Here is a 16,996-nt window from a genome sequence, read left to right as displayed (position 1 = left end):
AAGAGGGCGGTCAGTCCCGGTCGCCGCGGTGACGCCGCGCCTTGGCGATCGTCTCCTCGACGATCGAGTTGAGCCGCGCACCCTGCGGCCAGCCGGCGTAGTGGCTGAGGAAGACCACGATCTCGCGCAGCGCCTCGTCGTCGAGCTCGCCCGCGGCGTGCGCGGCCGGGACCTGGATGCCGAGCACGTCGGCGGCACCCTGCCCGGCGAGCATCCCGATCAGGAGCAGCCGGCGGTCCCGATCGGTGAGCCCGGGCCGCTCCCAGATGTCGGCGAAGAGGTGGTCGGCGGTGTAGCGGAAGAAGTCGCCCGTGCCGTCGGTCATGTCGAAGCCGTAGACCTGCTCCATCTTGCGCAGACCCCGCGCCCGCGCCTCCGGCAGGCCGGCGAACTTGTCGGTCTCGTCGCTCATCGCAGTCCCAGTCCCTTCCCGAGGCGCGGCAGCGCCTCGCGTGCCAGTGGTACGTCGACACCGAGCTCGTCGGCCAGCGCGATCGCGAGGCCGAGGTCCTTCTCCCCCAGCGCGGTCACGTGGGTGAAGACGCCGTGCCAGAAGTCGTCGGGCGCGATCGGCGCCGTCGTCTCGCGGTACATGATCGCGCCGGGACCGCCGGTGATGGCGTCGGTGTGGCGCACGACGTCCCCGAGCGCGACCAGGTCGAGGCCCGCGGCCTCGGCGAGCCGCTGGGCCTCGGTGACCGCGGTGAACGCGACGAAGTGGATGAGGTTGCGGGCAAGCTTCATCCGGGTGCCGGCGCCGACCGGGCCCGCGTGGACCACCTTGGCGCCCATCACGTCGAGGGCCGGGCGGGCCGCGGCGAAGGCGTCCTCCGCACCGCCGACCATGATCGCCAGGCTGCCGTCGGCCGCACCCATCGGGCCGCCGCTGACCGGGGCGTCGAGCACCCGGCGTCCCTCCGCCAGCTCGGCGGGCGTGCCGGGCGCGACCGTCGAGTGGATCACCAGCACCGTCTCGGCCGGCACCTCGGCGGCGACCGCGCGGACCTGCTCGTCGTCGCGGACCATCACGCACACCACGTCGACCGCGGCCGCCAGCGCGGCGACCGAGCCGGGCGCGGTGGCACCCGCCGCGACGAGCTCGGCGACGGGCTCGGACGCGACGTCGTGCACGTGGAGGTCGATGCCGGGCGCCGCCGCGAGCCGCAGCGCCATCGGCTTGCCGATGTTGCCGAGGCCGACGAAGCCGACGCGGACCGGGGCGCTCATGCGCGGAAGGTCTGGCCGCCGTCGACCGCGAGGATCTGGCCGGTCACCCACGACGCCTCGTCGGAGAGCAGGAAGAGGCAGGCGCCGACCATGTCGTCGACCGACCCCATCCGCTTGAGCGCGAGGTTCTTGACCAGCTCCTTGGCCGCATCGCCCGCCTGGACGCGCGTCGCCTCGGTGTCCGTCGGCCCCGGAGCGATCGCGTTGACCCGGATCCTCATCCCGCCGAGCTCGTGCGCGAGCTGCTGGGTGAGCCCGTTGACGCCGACCTTGGCCAGCCCGTAGAAGCCCGAGTAGAGGTACGCCGCGGTGCTCGACTGGTTGACGATCGCGCCGCCGCCGCGCTTCTGGATCTCGGGGTAGACCGCCCGGGTCATCACGAGCGCGCCGTCCATGTTGACGCTCATGAAGCGGCGGTAGTAGTCCCAGTCCACGCTGATGAGGAGGTCGAACTCCATCGCGCCGTAGATCGCCGCGTTGTTGACCAGGGCGTCGATGCCGCCGAAGCGCTCGACGGTCGCGGCGACCAGGGCCTGCGCCGACTCCGCCGACGACACGTCGCAGCGCACGAACAGCGCCTGCCCGCCGTCGGTCTCGATCTGCTTCGCGACCTGCTCACCCGCCTCGGTGTTGACGTCGGCGACCACGACGGCCGCACCCTCGGCGGCGAGCGCCTTGGCGTAGGCCTCGCCGATGCCCTGCGCCGCGCCCGTGACGACGACGACCTTGTTCTCGAATCTCATGCCGGCTCCGCAATCGTCTTGGTCTCCAGGTACTCCTCGAACCCGGCGACACCCATCTCCCGGCCCACGCCGGACTGCTTGTAGCCCCCGAAGGGGGCGTCGGGGCTGAACCACACGCCGCCGTTGACCGCGAGCGTGCCGGTCCGGATCCGTGCCGCGACGGCCTTGGCGCGCTCCAGCGAGCCGGAGTCGACCGAGCCGGAGAGGCCGTAGGCCGAGTCGTTCGCGATCCGCACCGCGTCGTCGTCGCCGTCGTGCGGGAGCACGACGAGCACCGGGCCGAAGATCTCCTCCTGCGCCAGGCGCGAGGAGCTGTCGAGGCCGGCCACGACGGTCGGCTGCACCCAGAACCCGGGCTGGTCGATCACCGCGCCTCCGGTGGCGAACCGGCCGCCCTCGGCGACCGCGACGTCGAAGTACGCCGCCACCCGGTCGCGTTGCACGGCCGAGATGACCGGGCCGCAGATCGCGCCCGGGTCGGCCGGGTCCTTGGCCCCGATGGACTCCATCGTCTGGGCGGCGACGGTGACCGCCTCGTCGTACCGGTCGCGGGGGACGACGAGCCGCGTGGTGATCGCGCAGCCCTGACCGGCGTGGATGCACGCGGCGAAGGCGGTCGCGCCCGCCACCGCGGCGACGTCGGCGTCGTCGAGCGCGATCGCGGCGGACTTGCCGCCCAGCTCGAGGAAGACCTTCTTGAGGGTGGGCGCGGCGGCGGCCATGATCGCGCGGCCCACGCCGGTCGAGCCGGTGAAGGAGACCATGTCGACGCGCGGGTCGGTGGCCAGCACGGCGGCCACGTCGTTGGCGCGCGGCGTCACCACGTTGAAGACGCCGGCCGGGATGTCGGTGTGCTCGGCGACGAGGCGGCCGAGCTCGGCCGCCACCCACGGGGTGTCCGGGGCGGGCTTGAGGACCACGGTGCAGCCGGCCGCGAGCGCCGGGCCGACCTTGGCGAGGTTGATCTGCGTGGGCACGTTCCACGGCGTGATCGCGGCGACGACGCCGACCGGCTCGCGTCGTACGGTGCGACGAGAGGGGATGCCCATGGGCGCGGCCACCCCGAGGTCGGTCTCGAACGCATAGGTCTCGGCGAGGTCGGTGACCCACTTCAGCCCGTCGACCGGTACGTCGAACCCGGCCGCGCCCATCATGAAGCCCGGCATCCCCACCTCGGCCGTGGTCAGCGCGCGGAAGGCGTCGGCGTGGTCGAGCAGCGCGGTGTGGAGCTGACGCAGGCAGCGCACCCGCAGCGCCAGGTCCGTCGACCAGTCCGACTCGTCGAACGCCCGCCGGGCTGCGGCGATCGCGGCGTCCACGTCGTCGGCGGTGCCGTCGGGGGCGACCCCGATCTCCTGTCCTGTCGCGGGATTCACGATCGCGTAGGTCGCACCGGACGACGCCGCGACGAGCTTGCCGTCGATGAGCTGCTGCGCCGGAGGCGGCAGTGCCGTCATCGCACGGGCTCCTGGGTGACGTAGTCGCCGCGCTCGACGGGCGGCGGCCACACCGTCGAGGGCAGGTCCTTGCGCCGGTAGTGGCCGGGCACGTCGTGACCGGTGACCGACATCCGCTTGAGCAGCGTGTCGGGCGCCTTGCCCGCCTCGATGATCGACAGGAAGGTGTGGGCGGTCGAGGGCATGTCGAACCAGTCGCGCTGCCAGGCGATCTTGACCTGACCGGCGTCCGCCCCGGAGGTCTGCCGCTCGACACCGAACCACGAACCGCCGAGCCCGAGGATCTCGTACTCCTCGCCGTTGTCGTCGAGGATGCCCGAGCGCTGCTTCCAGAAGCCGACGATCATCGCCTTCTTCTCGTCGATCACCGTGCACACGTAGTCGTAGTGCCAGCCGTCCAGACCGTCCATCTCGATGCCGATCGCCCAGTCCCGGATCTGGTCCCGGCCGACCGCCATGAAGTGCTCGTCGTGGGAGTACATCCAGCCGTAGGTGGCGTCCTCGGCGAACCACTCGGCCATCACCCGCCAGTCGCCGGTGCGCTCGGCCTCGCGGTTGATCTCCAGCCAGGAGTCCCAGAACTCCTCGATCTCCGCACGGGTCAGGTCACTCATGTCAGTCGGTCTCCTCGATCGAAAGGGCGAAGGCAGGGCAGTACTTCACGGCGGTGGCGACGTCGGTACGCCGTTCCTCGCCGGGGTGCTCGTCGAGCAGGGTGACCACGTCGTCGGCGCTGTCGAACCCGAACACGTCGGGGGCCTCGCCCTGGCAGAGCTGGTGGCCCTGGCACACCGTGGTGTCGGCGACGACCCGGAAGCTCATCGTGACCGCCGGCGGTAGCGGACCCGGCACGGCTGCTCGAGCTGGATCACCATCTTGGAGCAGTCGTCGCGGTAGGAGTCGGCGGGCTGGGCCGTCTCGAACTCGAAGTCGCGCAGGATCACCGAGAAGATCGCCTTCATCTGCATCATCGCGAAGGCGTTGCCGACGCAGCGGTGCTTGCCGGCGCCGAAGGGGATCCAGGTCCAGCGGTTCTGGAGGTCCTCCTGCCGCGGGTCGATGTAGCGGCCCGGGTCGAACGCATCAGCCGAGGGGAAGTCGGCCTCGATCCGGTTGGACACCTTGGGCGAGGCCGCGATGAGCGTGCCCGCCGGGATCGTGCGGCCGAGCAGCTCGAAGTCCTCCTGGACCAGCCGCATCAGGATGATGAGCGGCGGGTGCAGCCGCAGGGTCTCCTTGAGCACCGCCTCCAGCACGGGGATCGAGCGCAGCGCCTGGAAGGACACCTCAACAGGACCAGTGCCGTCGGCTGCGTCGGTTCCATAGAGCGCGTCGAGCTCGCCGACGACGTCCGCCATGACGGACGGGTGGCGGAGCAGCTCGATCATCGCCCAGGACGCCGTGCCCGAGGACGTGTGGTGCCCGGCGAACATCATCGAGATGAAGATGCCCGTGATGGTGTCGGCGTTCATGTCGATCGAGATGAGGACGTCGAGGAGGTCGCGCTCCTCCTTGGCCACGGTGCCGCGCTCGCGGCGGCGGTCGATGATGTCCTGCACCAGCGCGACCAGCCGCACCCGCGCGGCATCGCGCAGCGCGAAGGACTCGATGTCGGCATAGGGGTCGACGTACGCGATGGCGTCGGTGCCGCGCTCCAGCTCGTGGTAGTGGTGCGCGAACGAGCTGTCGAGCTCCTCGCGGAACGGCTTGCCGACCAGGCAGGAGGAGGTCGTGTAGATCGTCAGCTCGGCGAAGAAGTCGAGCAGGTCGATCTCGCCCTCGTCGCCCCAGTCCGCCACCATGCGGCGGATCTCGGCCTCGATCGTCTGGGCGTGCCCGCGCATCTGCTCGCCGCGCAGCGCCTGGTTCTTGAGCATCTGCTGGCGCTCCTCGGGCGAGGCGTCGAAGACCACGCCCTTGCCGAAGATCGGCGTCATGAAGGGGTACGCCGCCGCCTGGTCGAGCACGTCCTCCGGGGCCCGGAAGAACGCCTCGTTGGCCTCGGCGCCGGTGACCAGGACGACGTCCTTGTCGGCGATCCGGAACCGGCCGACGTCCCCGCACTCGGCCCGCACCCGGTCGAAGAGCCCGATCGGGTCGACCCGCATCTCCGGCAGGTGGCCGGTGCCCTTGATGATCGCGGGCACGTCGGGGCCCTGGTCGTCGAGGACGATCGAGACCTCGGGGATGTCGGCAAGGCTCACGATCGCTCCACAGGTGCTTCGGGGTTGACGTCGACGGGGCTCAGGTGGACGCCCCGCGGCGCGCTGACGACGGAGGTGATGACGTCGGCGATGGCCGACGCCTTGAGGAAGTGCGAGTGCCGGGCGTGGCCCCACTTGAGCCACTCGTTGAGGACCTTGGCCGCCGCCTCGGGCGACCAGTCCATGCCCATCTCGCTCCAGGTCGGCCCCGGCCGGACGACGGATGCCCGCACGCCGGTGCCCTCGAGCTCCATCTGGAGCGAGGCGACGAGCCCCTCCAGACCGGCCTTGGTGGCGCTGTAGCCGCCCATGAACGGCCGCGCCCGCAGGGCGACGTCCGAGGAGACGAACACGATGTCGCCGCGGCGGCGCTCGACCATGCCGGGCACGAACGCCCGGACCAGCCGGTGCGGGCCGAGCAGGTTGACGTCGACCTCGTCGGCCAGCCGCGAGCTGTCGGTCTCCAGCAGTGCGCCGGGGCCGATCAGCGCGGCATTGCTGACCACGACCTCGATGTCGCCGAGGTCGGCGGCCGCCTTGGCGGCGAACGTGGCGACCGACTCGTCGGAGGCGACGTCGAGCTGGTGCGCGACCGCCTCTCCCCCGGCGTTGCGGATCTCGGCGGCGACCTCCTCGCAGCGGTCGAGGCGGCGCGCGCCCAGCGCGACCGGGAACCCCACCGCAGCCAGGGATCGCGCGGTCTCGGCGCCGATCCCGGAGGACGCGCCGGCGACCGCCGCCGGCCGTCGTACCGGTTGGTCGTACTTGCCCATGGTCATGACCTCCGGGGGGTGAAGGTGACGGGGAGCGAGGCGAACCCGCGCACGCTCGTGGAGCGCACCCGGACGGCACGCTCGGCGTGCACCTCCAGGTCGGCGACCCGGCGGACGAGCTCGTCGAGGACGACGCGCGCCTCGAGCCGGGCCAGGTTGGCACCGAGGCAGAAGTGCCGGCCGGTGCCGAAGCTCAGGATCTGGGCCAGCTCGGCCTTGTCCCGGCGCACGTCGTACGACGTGGGGTCGGTGAAGACGCGCTCGTCGCGGTTGGCCGAGCCCAGCAGCACGAGCGCCTTGGCGCCCGCGGGGACCGGGGTGCCGCCGATCTCGGTGTCGCGCTCGACGTGGCGCGCGAGCATCTGGCTCGAGGTGTCGTGGCGCAGCGTCTCCTCGATCCACGGCGCGACCAGGTCCGGGTCGGCGAGCACCTGCGCCCGCTGGCCGGGGTCGGCCGCGAGGTGGAAGAGCGCGTTGCCCAGCAGCTTGGTCGTCGTCTCGTTCCCGGCGACGACCATCAGGAAGAGGAACGCCATGATCTCGCCGTCGCGCAGCCGATCGCCGTCGACCTCGGCCGCGACCAGCGCCGAGGTGAGGTCGTCGGTCGGCGCCGCCCGGCGCTCCTTGACCATCGCGGCGTAGTAGGTCATCAGCTCGATGGAGGCCTCCATGCCGGCCTGCGGCACGTCGCGGACGCCGTCCTCGCGGTGCACGACGAGGTCGGCCAGGCGGCGTACCTCGTCCCGGTCGGGGACCGGGACGCCCATCATCTCGGAGATGACGTCCATCGGGAGCTTGCCGGCGAGGTCGCGGATCCAGTCCGCGTCGCCGTCGGCGCTGCGCTCCAGCGTGGTCGCGAGGTAGTGCTCGGTGAGCGCCTGCACCTCGGGGGTCAGCTCGCGCACCCGGCGCGGCGTGAAGGCGGCCGAGACGAGCCGGCGGATGCGCGACTGCTCGGCGCCGTCGAGCGCGAGGAAGGACATCACCCGGTGCGCGTCGGGGCTCCACGCGCTGGCGTCGAGCGAGACGCCCATCCGGTTCGAGAACGTCTCGTCGTCGCGCAGCACCGCGAACACGTCGGCGTGCCGGGAGACGACCCACAGGTCGTCGGCGGCCGCGTGGTGGACGGGCGCCTCGTCGCGCAGCCGCTGGTACGTCGGGTACGGGTCGTCCTGGAAGGCGTAGTCGTAGGGGTCGAAGCGCAGCCCGGTCGCGGTGCTCATGAGTTGCCTCGCAGGATCACGGCGACCGCCGAGACGAGCTGCTCGGCGATCTGGTCGTAGGTCAGCAGGCCCATCCCGGCCTGGAGCAGCGCACCGGAGAAGGTCAGCACCAGCACGTCGAGCACGGCGGGGTCGGCAGGCGTGCCGGGCTCACCCAGCGCCGACTCGAAGCGGGCCAGGAACTCCCCGCCGATCTTGAGCCGCAGCCGGGCGACGTCGGGGTCGGTGCCGAGCAGGGCCGGCGTCACGGCGGCGGCGAGCTCGGGCTCCTCGACGATCCGCGCGGTGAGGGCGCGCATCGTCGCCTGGAGCCGCTGGACCGCCGTACCGTCGCCGCTCACCCGGAGCCGGGCGCCGCTGAGGTGGCGCCAGAACAGCTCGGCGAAGAGGTGGTTCTTCGAGGCGAGGTAGGTGTACGCCGTGGCCGGCGAGACCCCCGCGCGCTGGGCGACCGTGCGGATGGTCAGCGCCTCGTGGCCCACCGCGCGCAGCTCGGCCAGACCCGCGGTCAGCAACCGCTCGACGGTCTCGGCCTGGCGCCGGTTCAAACCCTGACGCGGCGTCTCGAACACTTGACTGGACACGTGTCCAACATAGGAGACGTTCTCGGCGGGCGCAAGACATTTCTAGAACACGTTCCTATTGTGGGGCCATGCGCAACGGCATCGTCCTCTTCACCTCCGACCGCGGCATCACGCCGGCCCGTCTCGCCCAGGCGGCCGAGGAGCGGGGCTTCGACACGATCTACGTCCCCGAGCACACCCACATCCCGGTGCGCCGCGACGCCCTCCACCCGACCGGCGGCGAGGACCTCCCCGACGACCGCTACCTGCGCACGCTCGACCCGTGGGTCTCGCTGGCCACCTGCGCCGCCGTCACCGAGCGGATCGGCCTGTCCACCGCGGTCGCCCTGCCGGTCGAGTCCGACCCGATCACGCTCGCCAAGACGCTGGCCACGCTCGACCACCTCTCCGGCGGCCGGGTCACCATCGGCGCCGGTTTCGGCTGGAACACCGACGAGCTCACCGACCACCACGTGCCCGCGGGCAAGCGCCGTACCGTCCTGGCGGAGTACCTCGACGCCATGCGCGCGCTGTGGACGCAGGAGGAGGCGTCGTACGACGGCGAGTTCGTCTCGTTCGGCCCGAGCTGGGCCTACCCGAAGCCCCCGCAGGGCCGGATCCCGGTGATCATCGGCGCCGGCGCCGGCCCCAAGACGATGAAGTGGATCGCCGCCCACGCCGACGGCTGGATGACCACGCCGACCTCGACCGAGGTGGCGGCCGGCGCCGAGCTGCTGCGCAAGGAGTGGGCCGAGGCCGGGCGCGAGGGCGAGCCCGACGTCCGGGTCCTGGTCGCGAAGCGGCCCGCGGCCGAGGACTTCGCCGACTGGACCGCGGCCGGGGCGTCCGAGCTGATCTGGGGCGTCCCGGACAGCGACGAGTCCGCCGTGCTGACCTACCTCGACAAGCTCTCCGGACGGCTCGGACTCAGCGCGTGACGAGCCGGTACGCCGCGCTGTCGCGCGACGAGCTCGCCACGCTCGTCCCCGAGCTGCTCCTCATGGGCCAGCTCATCGACCGCTCCGGCATGGCCTGGTGCATCGCGGCGTTCGGCCGCGACGAGATGCTCCAGGTCGCGATCGAGGAGTGGGCCGCGGCCAGCCCCATCTACACCCGCCGGATGCAGGAGGCGCTCGGGTACGCCCCCGCGGTGGCCGGGCAGGGCGACGTCGTCACGATCTTCAAGGGGCTGCAGCTCGACATCGGCGCCCCGCCGCAGTTCATGGACTTCCGCTACACCGTCCACGACGCGTGGCACGGCGAGTTCCGGCTCGACCACTGCGGCGCGCTGATGGACGTGGAGCCGATGGGCGAGGACTACGTGCGCGGCATGTGCCACGACATCGAGGACCCGACCTTCGACGCGACCGCGATCGCGACCAACCCGCACGCGCAGGTGCGGCCGATCCACCGCCCGCCGCGCACGCCCGCCGACCGGCACCCGCACTGCGCCTGGACGGTGACCATCGACCCGTCGTACCCGGAGCCGGAGCCGGTCCCCGCCCTCGCCGTCAACGAGCGCTCCCGCGCGGCGACGCTGACGCTCGCCCCCATCGACCCGGCCGACGAGGGCGCCGCCGACTACGCCGGCCCCCTGCTCTCGGACGTCGACTTCACCGCCTTCTCGCACTCCGCGCTGGTCCGGATCGCCGACGAGGTCTGCCTCCAGATGCACCTGCTCGACCGCTCGTTCGCGCTCGCCGTCGCCGAGCGCGTCGAGACCGACGCCGAGCTGGTCAAGCTGCGCCGCAAGCAGCTCATCGGCATCGCCGGCATCGGCGCCGAGCGCCTCGCCCGCGCCCTGGACCTGTCCCGCGACCCCGCCGGCGCCCTCCGCGCGATCTGGCTGCACCCGCTGCTCAACCCGGCGGCCTACGTCGCGGCCACGGCCGGACCGGACGCGATCACCGTGACCTCCGGCCCCGCCGACGAGGACGCCGCCTGGATCTCCCTGTGCGGTCCGGACTGGCCCGAGGCCCTCCGCGCGATCACGCACGCCGTCGACCCGCACCTCGACGCCGTGGTCAGCGGCGAGCCGGGCGGCGGCTGGCAGGTCGCCGTCACCCGCGACGATGCCGCCCGCCCGGAGGCCGACGAGGTCGCCGTCACCCGGTTCAGCACCGGCGCGACCTTCGCCTTCGAGCCGCGCCGCTCGCTGCCCCTCACCGTCGTCTGAGCCCCAACCTCCGGCGAGCTTCAGCTGAAGCCTGCGCCCCCTCCGCATGAACACCCGGTGACGCCCACGCCTGGCCCCGCCTGAGGCGCCCTGAAGGCTCACCAAAAGTTCATTTCGCGCTGCTAGCTTCCGGCCATCTCGCGGTCCCCGCACGCCTCGGCGTCCGGGGACTGCGTGCTGTCTCGGGACCGATGGCACACCCCCTGTACGCCGTCATGGCCTGACGGCACCCGATGGAGGACACACCCCCCATGACCCCCTCATCCCGACAGCACCGCTCCCGGTGGCGCAGGCGACCGGCCGTCGTGGCCGGCGGCCTCGCGCTCTCGCTGGCCGCCGGCGCCGGCCTGGTCTGGGCCGCGACCGGAGGCGGCCTCGCCCCGCCGGCCGTGGACCCGAAGGTGGTGCACGCACCGCTCGTCGTACCGGACCGGATCGTGCTCACGCCGACCACCGATCCCACCACCTCGCAGAACGTCTCGTGGCGCACCTCGGCCGCGGTCACCACGCCCAAGGTCCAGCTCACGCTGGCCGGCACCGGCGTGGCCCGCCCGAGCAGCACCGTCGACGCCACGTCGACCACCTTCACCGCCGACCTCGGGTACGACGTGCGCCAGCACTCGGCGTCGCTGACCGGCCTGCAGCCCGGCACGACGTACCTCTACCGGGTCGGCGACGGCGACACCTGGAGCGAGTGGCTCGAGTTCGAGACCGCCCGCGCCGGCAATGCGCCGTTCTCGTTCATCGTCCAGGGCGACGCCCAGAACGACATCAAGTCCTACGTCTCGCGGACCTTCCGCGCGGCGTACGAGGCGCGCCCGTACGCCAAGGCGGTGCTGCACGCCGGCGACCTGATCGACACCGACGACTCGGACGCCGAGTGGGGCGAGTGGTTCGGTGCCGCGGGCTGGTCCAACGGCTCGATGAACGTGATCGCCGCCGCCGGCAACCACGAGTACTACCCGGGCCCCGAGCTCGCCGAGCACTGGGGCGCGCAGTTCGAGTACCCCCGCAACGGGCCGGACACGACGAACCGGATCTCCCAGCTCTACGCGGAGAACGTCTACTACACCGACTACCAGGGCGTCCGCTTCATCGCGCTCAACAGCAACTTCCCCGGTGACCCCGAGGCCTTCGCCGCGCAGACGGCCTGGCTCGAGGAGGCGCTGAAGAACAACCCGAGCAAGTGGACCGTCGTCACCTTCCACCACCCGGTGTTCTCGGTGAGCTCGGGCCGCAACAACGCCGCGATCCGCGACGCCTGGCTGCCCCTCTTCGAGAAGTACGACGTCGACCTCGTCGCCCAGGGCCACGACCACGCCTACGGGCGCGGCAACCTCGTCGCCAACGAGTCCGGCCTGCCGGCCGGTGCGAGCGCCGCCAAGAGCAACAAGGGACCGGTCTACATGGTCTCGGTGGCCGGCCCGAAGTACTACCTGATCGACCCCGTCTCCAACAACAACTGGACCCAGAACGGCGCGCACCTGCGCACCTCGCTCGCCAACACCCAGCTCTACCAGCTCGTCGACGTCACCGACGGCGAGATGCACGTGGAGAGCTGGAACGTCTCGGGCCAGATGGTCGACGCGTTCACCATCGCCAAGGGCGCCGACGGCACCAAGCTCGTCACCACCGACACGTCGCCGCGAGCGTCCGGCCCGGGCTCGACCCGCGGCGGGATCGGCCGTCCGGACCTGCCCGAGGTCGCCGTCCCGGGTGAGCAGCCCACCGAGCCGGAGACGCCGACCAAGGTCGTCCCCGTCGTCACGGCCACCACGCCCCAGCAGCGCTACGGGACGCGGACCCCGGTCCAGGTGAGCGCCACCGTCGCTCCCGTGGCCGGCGCCGTGCCGGCCGGCACGGTCACGTTCCGCGCCGGGAGCCGGGTCCTGGCCAAGGACGTGCGGATCGCCAACGGCACCGCGACGCTCACCCTGCCGCGCGACCTCGCGGTCGGCAGCTACGCCGTGACCGCGCAGTTCGTCCCCACCGGGACGGGCTTCGAGACCGGTACGTCCACCGCGACGACGGTCCGCGTGGCCCGGACAACCAGTGCGGTGTCCGTCTCCGGCCTGCCCGCGAAGGTGAAGTCCAAGGACCGCCGCACCCTGGCGATCCGGGTCGTCGTACCGGACATCGCCGCGCCCGCCGCCACCGTCACCGTGCGCGTCGACGGCCGCGTCGTCGCCACCCGCAAGGTCGCCGGCACCGTCAGCGTCAAGCTGCCCAAGCTGCGTCCGGGCAAGCACAAGATCACCGTCGACTACGCCGGTACGGCGAACGTCGCGGCGTCCCGCGTGGTCAAGAAGGTCGTGAGCCGCCGATGAGCACGCCCGCCGACGCGATCCCCCACTCCCCTGTTCCGAGCGTTCCGAGAGGACGACCCATGCTCGACTCGTTCCGGCGCCGCGTGCGCCGGCCCCTGGGCGGCCTGGTCGCGGCGACGATGCTCGCGACCAGCGCCCCGGCGCTGGCCGCGGTCGCCGTACCGGGCCTGCTGCCGACGGCCGCGGCCGTCGCCCAGGACCCGTCCGTCACCTACCAGCCCACCGTGGTCCCCGACCGGATCACGCTGACCCCGACCAGCGACCCCAAGACCAGCCAGAACGTCGTGTGGCGCACGTCGGACGGCGTCCGCGAGCCCAAGGCCGAGCTGCGGGTGGCGTCGAGCCTGACCTACCAGAACGACCAGGCCGTCTTCGTCGCCGAGCGCAGCACCAAGCTGACCACCGACCTCGGCTACATCGAGGCGTTCCACAGCGCCAAGATGACCGGCCTGCAGCCGGGCACGACGTACCAGTACCGGGTCGGCGACGGCACCAACTGGAGCGAGTGGCAGCACTTCACGACCGAGGCCGCGACTCCGGAGCCGTTCTCGTTCATCTACTTCGGCGATATCCAGAACGGCATCAAGTCGCAGGCCTCGCGGGTCGTGCGCAACGCCTTCCGGGACGCGCCGAAGGCCCGGATGGTGCTCCAGGCCGGCGATCTGGTCGACGACGCCGAGAGCGACGAGCAGTGGGCCGAGGTCTACGAGGCCACCAGCTACGGCCTCGGCACCAAGCAGTTCATGATGGCGCCGGGCAACCACGAGTACAACGGCACCGAGCTGTCGCGGCAGTTCTCCGCCCAGTTCACCTACCCGGCCAACGGGCCGACCGGCACCGGCCCGGCGTACGACGTGCTCAAGGGCACCGTCTACTCCACCGACTACCAGGGCGTGCGCTTCATCGCGCTCAACAGCAACGCCAGCTCGGCCGAGCCGCTCGCGATCCAGACCGCGTGGCTCAAGGACCAGCTGCGGAACAACCCCAACAAGTGGACCGTCGTCTACTTCCACCACCCGGTGTTCTCCCTCGACGAGGGCCGCAACAACCGCGCGGTGCGCGAGGCGTGGCTGCCCGTCTTCGAGGAGTACGGCGTCGACCTGGTCCTGCAGGGCCACGACCACGGCTACGGCCGCGGCAACACCGACGCCGCCGAGAAGGACCTGCCGAAGAGCTGGAACACCGACCTGTCGTACGACGGCCCGGTCTACGTCGTCTCCAACGTCGGCGAGAAGCAGTACAAGCCCGGCTCGCGCGTGTGGGACACCAATGACGCGCACCTGCGCCGGATGGGCGGCGGACTGCAGCTCTACCAGGTCGTCAACGTCGAGAACGGCAAGCTCCGCTACGAGTCGCGCACGGCCGACGGCAAGTACTACGACGGCCTGACCATCGTGAAGAACCAGCACGGCAAGGCGGTCACCGACGACCGCAAGCCGGACGTCATCGACCCGACCGACCCCGGTCCGTGCCTGGGCTGCGAGAACCCCGAGAACCCGGAGAACCCCGAGAACCCGGGCAATCCGGACGCGACGTACGAGTACCGCCACGACAAGGAGCTCCGCTCGGTCGACCCGGCGGCGGCCCGTCTGCCGGCCGGAGTGGCCTTCTCGCAGGAGCGGGACACGCTCTTCCTCGGCGACCAGAACAGCCGCACCATCTGGGAGATCGACCCCGACACCGACAAGGTCCTCCACACGATGACCCTCCCGGAGAACATCCGCGACCTCGGCATCGACGACGACAAGAAGCTCCTCTACGTCGGCCAGCAGAACAAGAACTGGGTCGTCGTCTCCCTCGCCGAAGCCAACTACGGCCAAGTCGTCCGCGGCCCCTACCCCATCAGCGAGTCCAACCGCTCCCTCGACATCGACCCCGTCCGCAACTACGTCTACGCCGCCATCCCCGCCCGCGGAGTCGAAGTCTTCGACGCCACCACCGGCGCCTCCATCGGCACCATCAACAACACCGTCGGCGCCTACTACGTCGCCGCCGACCCCACCAAGGGCAACGTCGCCGTCGCCTACTTCGAAGACACCGACACCGTCAAGAACGTCGAGGTCTTCAACGCCGCCAACAACTTCGCCAAGGTCTGGGACAAGCCCACCCGCCCCGACGCCCGCCAAGTCGACATCGACTCCACCCACGGCCTCGTCTACGTCGGCTTCACCGGCATCGACGACACCTCCGGAGGATTCGCCGTCTACGACCTCGCCAACGGCAAGCTCCTCATCGACAAGTTGGGCAAGCAGTACGGCAAGGACGGCTACGGCATCGCCGTCGACGAAGAACGCCAACGCGTCTTCGTCTCCAACCGCGACCACCGCCTCAACCCCCCAGGCCAGGAGCTCAACCCGGCCTCGGTGACGGTGAGCCGTCGCGTCGTACCGGAGACCCCGGACTACGGCGCCCTCGGTGACCTGAAGTCGGTGGACGACGTGACGGCGCAGCTGCCGGCCGGTGTCGCCTTCTCGCAGGAGCGCGACACGCTCTTCCTCGGTGACCAGAACAGCCGCACCATCTGGGAGATCGACCCCGACACCGACAAGGTCCTCCACACGATGACCCTCCCGGAGAACATCCGCGACCTCGGCATCGACGACGACAAGAAGCTCCTCTACGTCGGCCAGCAGAACAAGAACTGGGTCGTCGTCTCCCTCGCCGAAGCCAACTACGGCCAAGTCGTCCGCGGCCCCTACCCCATCAGCGAGTCCAACCGCTCCCTCGACATCGACCCCGTCCGCAACTACGTCTACGCCGCCATCCCCGCCCGCGGAGTCGAAGTCTTCGACGCCACCACCGGCGCCTCCATCGGCACCATCAACAACACCGTCGGCGCCTACTACGTCGCCGCCGACCCCACCAAGGGCAACGTCGCCGTCGCCTACTTCGAAGACACCGACACCGTCAAGAACGTCGAGGTCTTCAACGCCGCCAACAACTTCGCCAAGGTCTGGGACAAGCCCACCCGCCCCGACGCCCGCCAAGTCGACATCGACTCCACCCACGGCCTCGTCTACGTCGGCTTCACCGGCATCGACGACACCTCCGGAGGATTCGCCGTCTACGACCTCGCCAACGGCAAGCTCCTCATCGACAAGTTGGGCAAGCAGTACGGCAAGGACGGCTACGGCATCGCCGTCGACGAAGAACGCCAACGCGTCTTCGTCTCCAACCGCGACCACCGCCTCAACCCCCCAGGCCAGGAGACGACCCCCGTCGCCGTGACCGTCAGCCAGCGGTACGTCGACGGCAAGCTCCCCGGCCCGGTCCCGGGCAGCGGCGGCGGCACGGACCCGGGCACCGACCCGGGCACGGGCCCGATCGGCGACAAGTACAAGGCCACGCCGCTCACCGTCCTGCCCGACGGCAGCAACACCGACGTCGACGACAAGCCCGTCGGCTCCGCCGTCGACCCGCAGTCGGGTCTCCTCTACGTCGGCAACGAGCAGCGCCCCGCCCGGGTCCGCGTCGTCGACCCGGCCGCCGACCGCACCGAGCGGGTGCTCACCCTGAGCATCCCGACCAACGTGGGCGGCGTACCGGGTGACCTGGGAGCGGACAACGGCGTCCGCGACATCGCCCTCGACCCGGCCAAGAGCGAGCTCTACGTCGCCCTCGGCAACCAGTGGGTCGTCGTCGACAGCACCTCGGGCACCCTCAAGCGCGGCCCGTTCGCCTTCGACGCCAACGTCCGCGGCATGGACGTCGACCTCGGCCGCGGCCACGTCATCGGCGCCACCCGCGGCGCCGGCTTCGTCGTCCTCGACGCCCAGACCGGCGCCACCGTCCAGCAGGTCACCATCGGCGACGCCACCTGGCGCAGCCACGGTGTCGCATACGACGCCCAGCACGACCTGGTCTACGTCTCCAACAGCGACAGCCCCACGGCCACCGTCGGCCTCCGCGTCTTCAAGGGCGCCGACTACACCCAGGTCGCCGAGGTCGCCCGCACCGCCCCCCAGTGGCGCTCCGTCGCCGTCGACCCCGGCCACGGCCGGATCTACCTGGGTGAGCAGAACGAGACGTTCGACAACAGCGGCGTCACGGTGCTCAAGGCCGAGGACCTCTCCCAGGTCGCCCGGCTCTCCACCCACCAGTACGGCAACAAGGTCTACGGCATCGCCGTCGACCCGACCCGGCACCGCGTCTACGTCTCCGCGCGGGACCGGTACCCGGCAGGCCTGATCCGGCTCGAGCTGGAGTAACCCCGAAGTACGGGGGTTGCTGGTCCGAAGTCAGGGGGTTGCTGGTGCGAGGTCGCAGATCTCGGACCAGCAACCCCCGTACTTCGTGGGTGCAA

Annotated in this window: 14 protein-coding genes; 4 read left to right on the top strand and 10 right to left on the bottom strand. The window is 71.2% G+C overall.

Annotated features, from left to right (window positions below; genetic code table 11):
- Window positions 1-10 precede the first annotated feature (10 nt).
- From M0M48_RS29005 to M0M48_RS28960, 10 genes are read right to left on the bottom strand one after another with little or no spacing between them, the layout of a single operon-like run.
- Window positions 11-412 (bottom strand): carboxymuconolactone decarboxylase family protein, encoded by a 402-nt coding sequence (locus M0M48_RS29005; RefSeq protein ID WP_257753788.1) that lies wholly within the window; start codon window positions 410-412, stop codon window positions 11-13.
- Window positions 409-1,227: an NAD(P)-dependent oxidoreductase gene (locus M0M48_RS29000; protein ID WP_257753787.1), complete on the bottom strand. Its 819-nt coding sequence runs from the start codon at window positions 1,225-1,227 to the stop codon at window positions 409-411. Before M0M48_RS29000 ends, M0M48_RS29005 begins: the two co-directional genes overlap by 4 nt.
- Window positions 1,224-1,970, bottom strand: coding sequence for an SDR family oxidoreductase (locus M0M48_RS28995; protein ID WP_257753786.1), 747 nt, complete (start codon window positions 1,968-1,970; stop codon window positions 1,224-1,226). The genes M0M48_RS29000 and M0M48_RS28995 overlap by 4 nt, the downstream gene beginning before the upstream one ends.
- Entirely contained in the window at window positions 1,967-3,427 is a 1,461-nt protein-coding gene (locus tag M0M48_RS28990) for an aldehyde dehydrogenase (RefSeq protein ID WP_215813417.1), read from the bottom strand. The genes M0M48_RS28995 and M0M48_RS28990 overlap by 4 nt, the downstream gene beginning before the upstream one ends.
- A complete protein-coding gene (locus M0M48_RS28985; RefSeq protein ID WP_215813418.1) occupies window positions 3,424-4,041 on the bottom strand; it encodes a hypothetical protein in 618 nt (205 codons plus the stop codon). Before M0M48_RS28985 ends, M0M48_RS28990 begins: the two co-directional genes overlap by 4 nt.
- A gap of 1 nt (window position 4,042) precedes the next feature.
- Window positions 4,043-4,249, bottom strand: a complete 207-nt coding sequence (locus M0M48_RS28980; RefSeq protein ID WP_215813419.1) for a ferredoxin — start codon at window positions 4,247-4,249, stop codon at window positions 4,043-4,045.
- Complete coding sequence (locus M0M48_RS28975) at window positions 4,246-5,631, bottom strand: cytochrome P450 (RefSeq protein ID WP_308220354.1); 1,386 nt, start codon at window positions 5,629-5,631, stop codon at window positions 4,246-4,248. The genes M0M48_RS28980 and M0M48_RS28975 overlap by 4 nt, the downstream gene beginning before the upstream one ends.
- The gene (locus M0M48_RS28970) at window positions 5,628-6,404 is read right to left on the bottom strand and encodes an SDR family oxidoreductase (RefSeq protein WP_257753785.1); all 777 of its coding nucleotides are present in this window, start codon (window positions 6,402-6,404) and stop codon (window positions 5,628-5,630) included. The genes M0M48_RS28975 and M0M48_RS28970 overlap by 4 nt, the downstream gene beginning before the upstream one ends.
- A gap of 2 nt (window positions 6,405-6,406) precedes the next feature.
- Window positions 6,407-7,627 (bottom strand): cytochrome P450, encoded by a 1,221-nt coding sequence (locus M0M48_RS28965; protein WP_257753784.1) that lies wholly within the window; start codon window positions 7,625-7,627, stop codon window positions 6,407-6,409.
- Window positions 7,624-8,175 (bottom strand): TetR/AcrR family transcriptional regulator, encoded by a 552-nt coding sequence (locus M0M48_RS28960; RefSeq protein WP_257753783.1) that lies wholly within the window; start codon window positions 8,173-8,175, stop codon window positions 7,624-7,626. The genes M0M48_RS28965 and M0M48_RS28960 overlap by 4 nt, the downstream gene beginning before the upstream one ends.
- A gap of 104 nt (window positions 8,176-8,279) precedes the next feature.
- Here M0M48_RS28960 and M0M48_RS28955 point away from each other — a divergent pair, with 104 nt between their 5' ends.
- The 4 genes from M0M48_RS28955 to M0M48_RS28940 all read left to right on the top strand — a co-directional run bounded on the left by M0M48_RS28955 (window position 8,280) and on the right by M0M48_RS28940 (window position 16,901).
- A complete protein-coding gene (locus tag M0M48_RS28955) occupies window positions 8,280-9,128 on the top strand; it encodes an LLM class F420-dependent oxidoreductase (protein ID WP_215813423.1) in 849 nt (282 codons plus the stop codon).
- Complete coding sequence (locus M0M48_RS28950) at window positions 9,125-10,366, top strand: hypothetical protein (RefSeq protein ID WP_257753782.1); 1,242 nt, start codon at window positions 9,125-9,127, stop codon at window positions 10,364-10,366. The genes M0M48_RS28955 and M0M48_RS28950 overlap by 4 nt, the downstream gene beginning before the upstream one ends.
- A gap of 251 nt (window positions 10,367-10,617) precedes the next feature.
- Entirely contained in the window at window positions 10,618-12,693 is a 2,076-nt protein-coding gene (locus tag M0M48_RS28945) for a fibronectin type III domain-containing protein (protein ID WP_257753781.1), read from the top strand.
- A 59-nt stretch (window positions 12,694-12,752) separates the two neighbouring features.
- The gene (locus tag M0M48_RS28940; protein ID WP_257753780.1) at window positions 12,753-16,901 is read left to right on the top strand and encodes a fibronectin type III domain-containing protein; all 4,149 of its coding nucleotides are present in this window, start codon (window positions 12,753-12,755) and stop codon (window positions 16,899-16,901) included.
- The last annotated feature ends 95 nt before the right edge of the window (window positions 16,902-16,996 follow it).

The sequence above is a fragment of the Pimelobacter simplex genome (assembly GCF_024662235.1).
In the GTDB taxonomy this organism is placed as follows: Bacteria; Actinomycetota; Actinomycetes; order Propionibacteriales; family Nocardioidaceae; genus Nocardioides.
The sequence above is the reverse complement of the archived record's forward strand: the minus strand, read 5'-3'. Positions and strand labels throughout refer to the sequence as shown.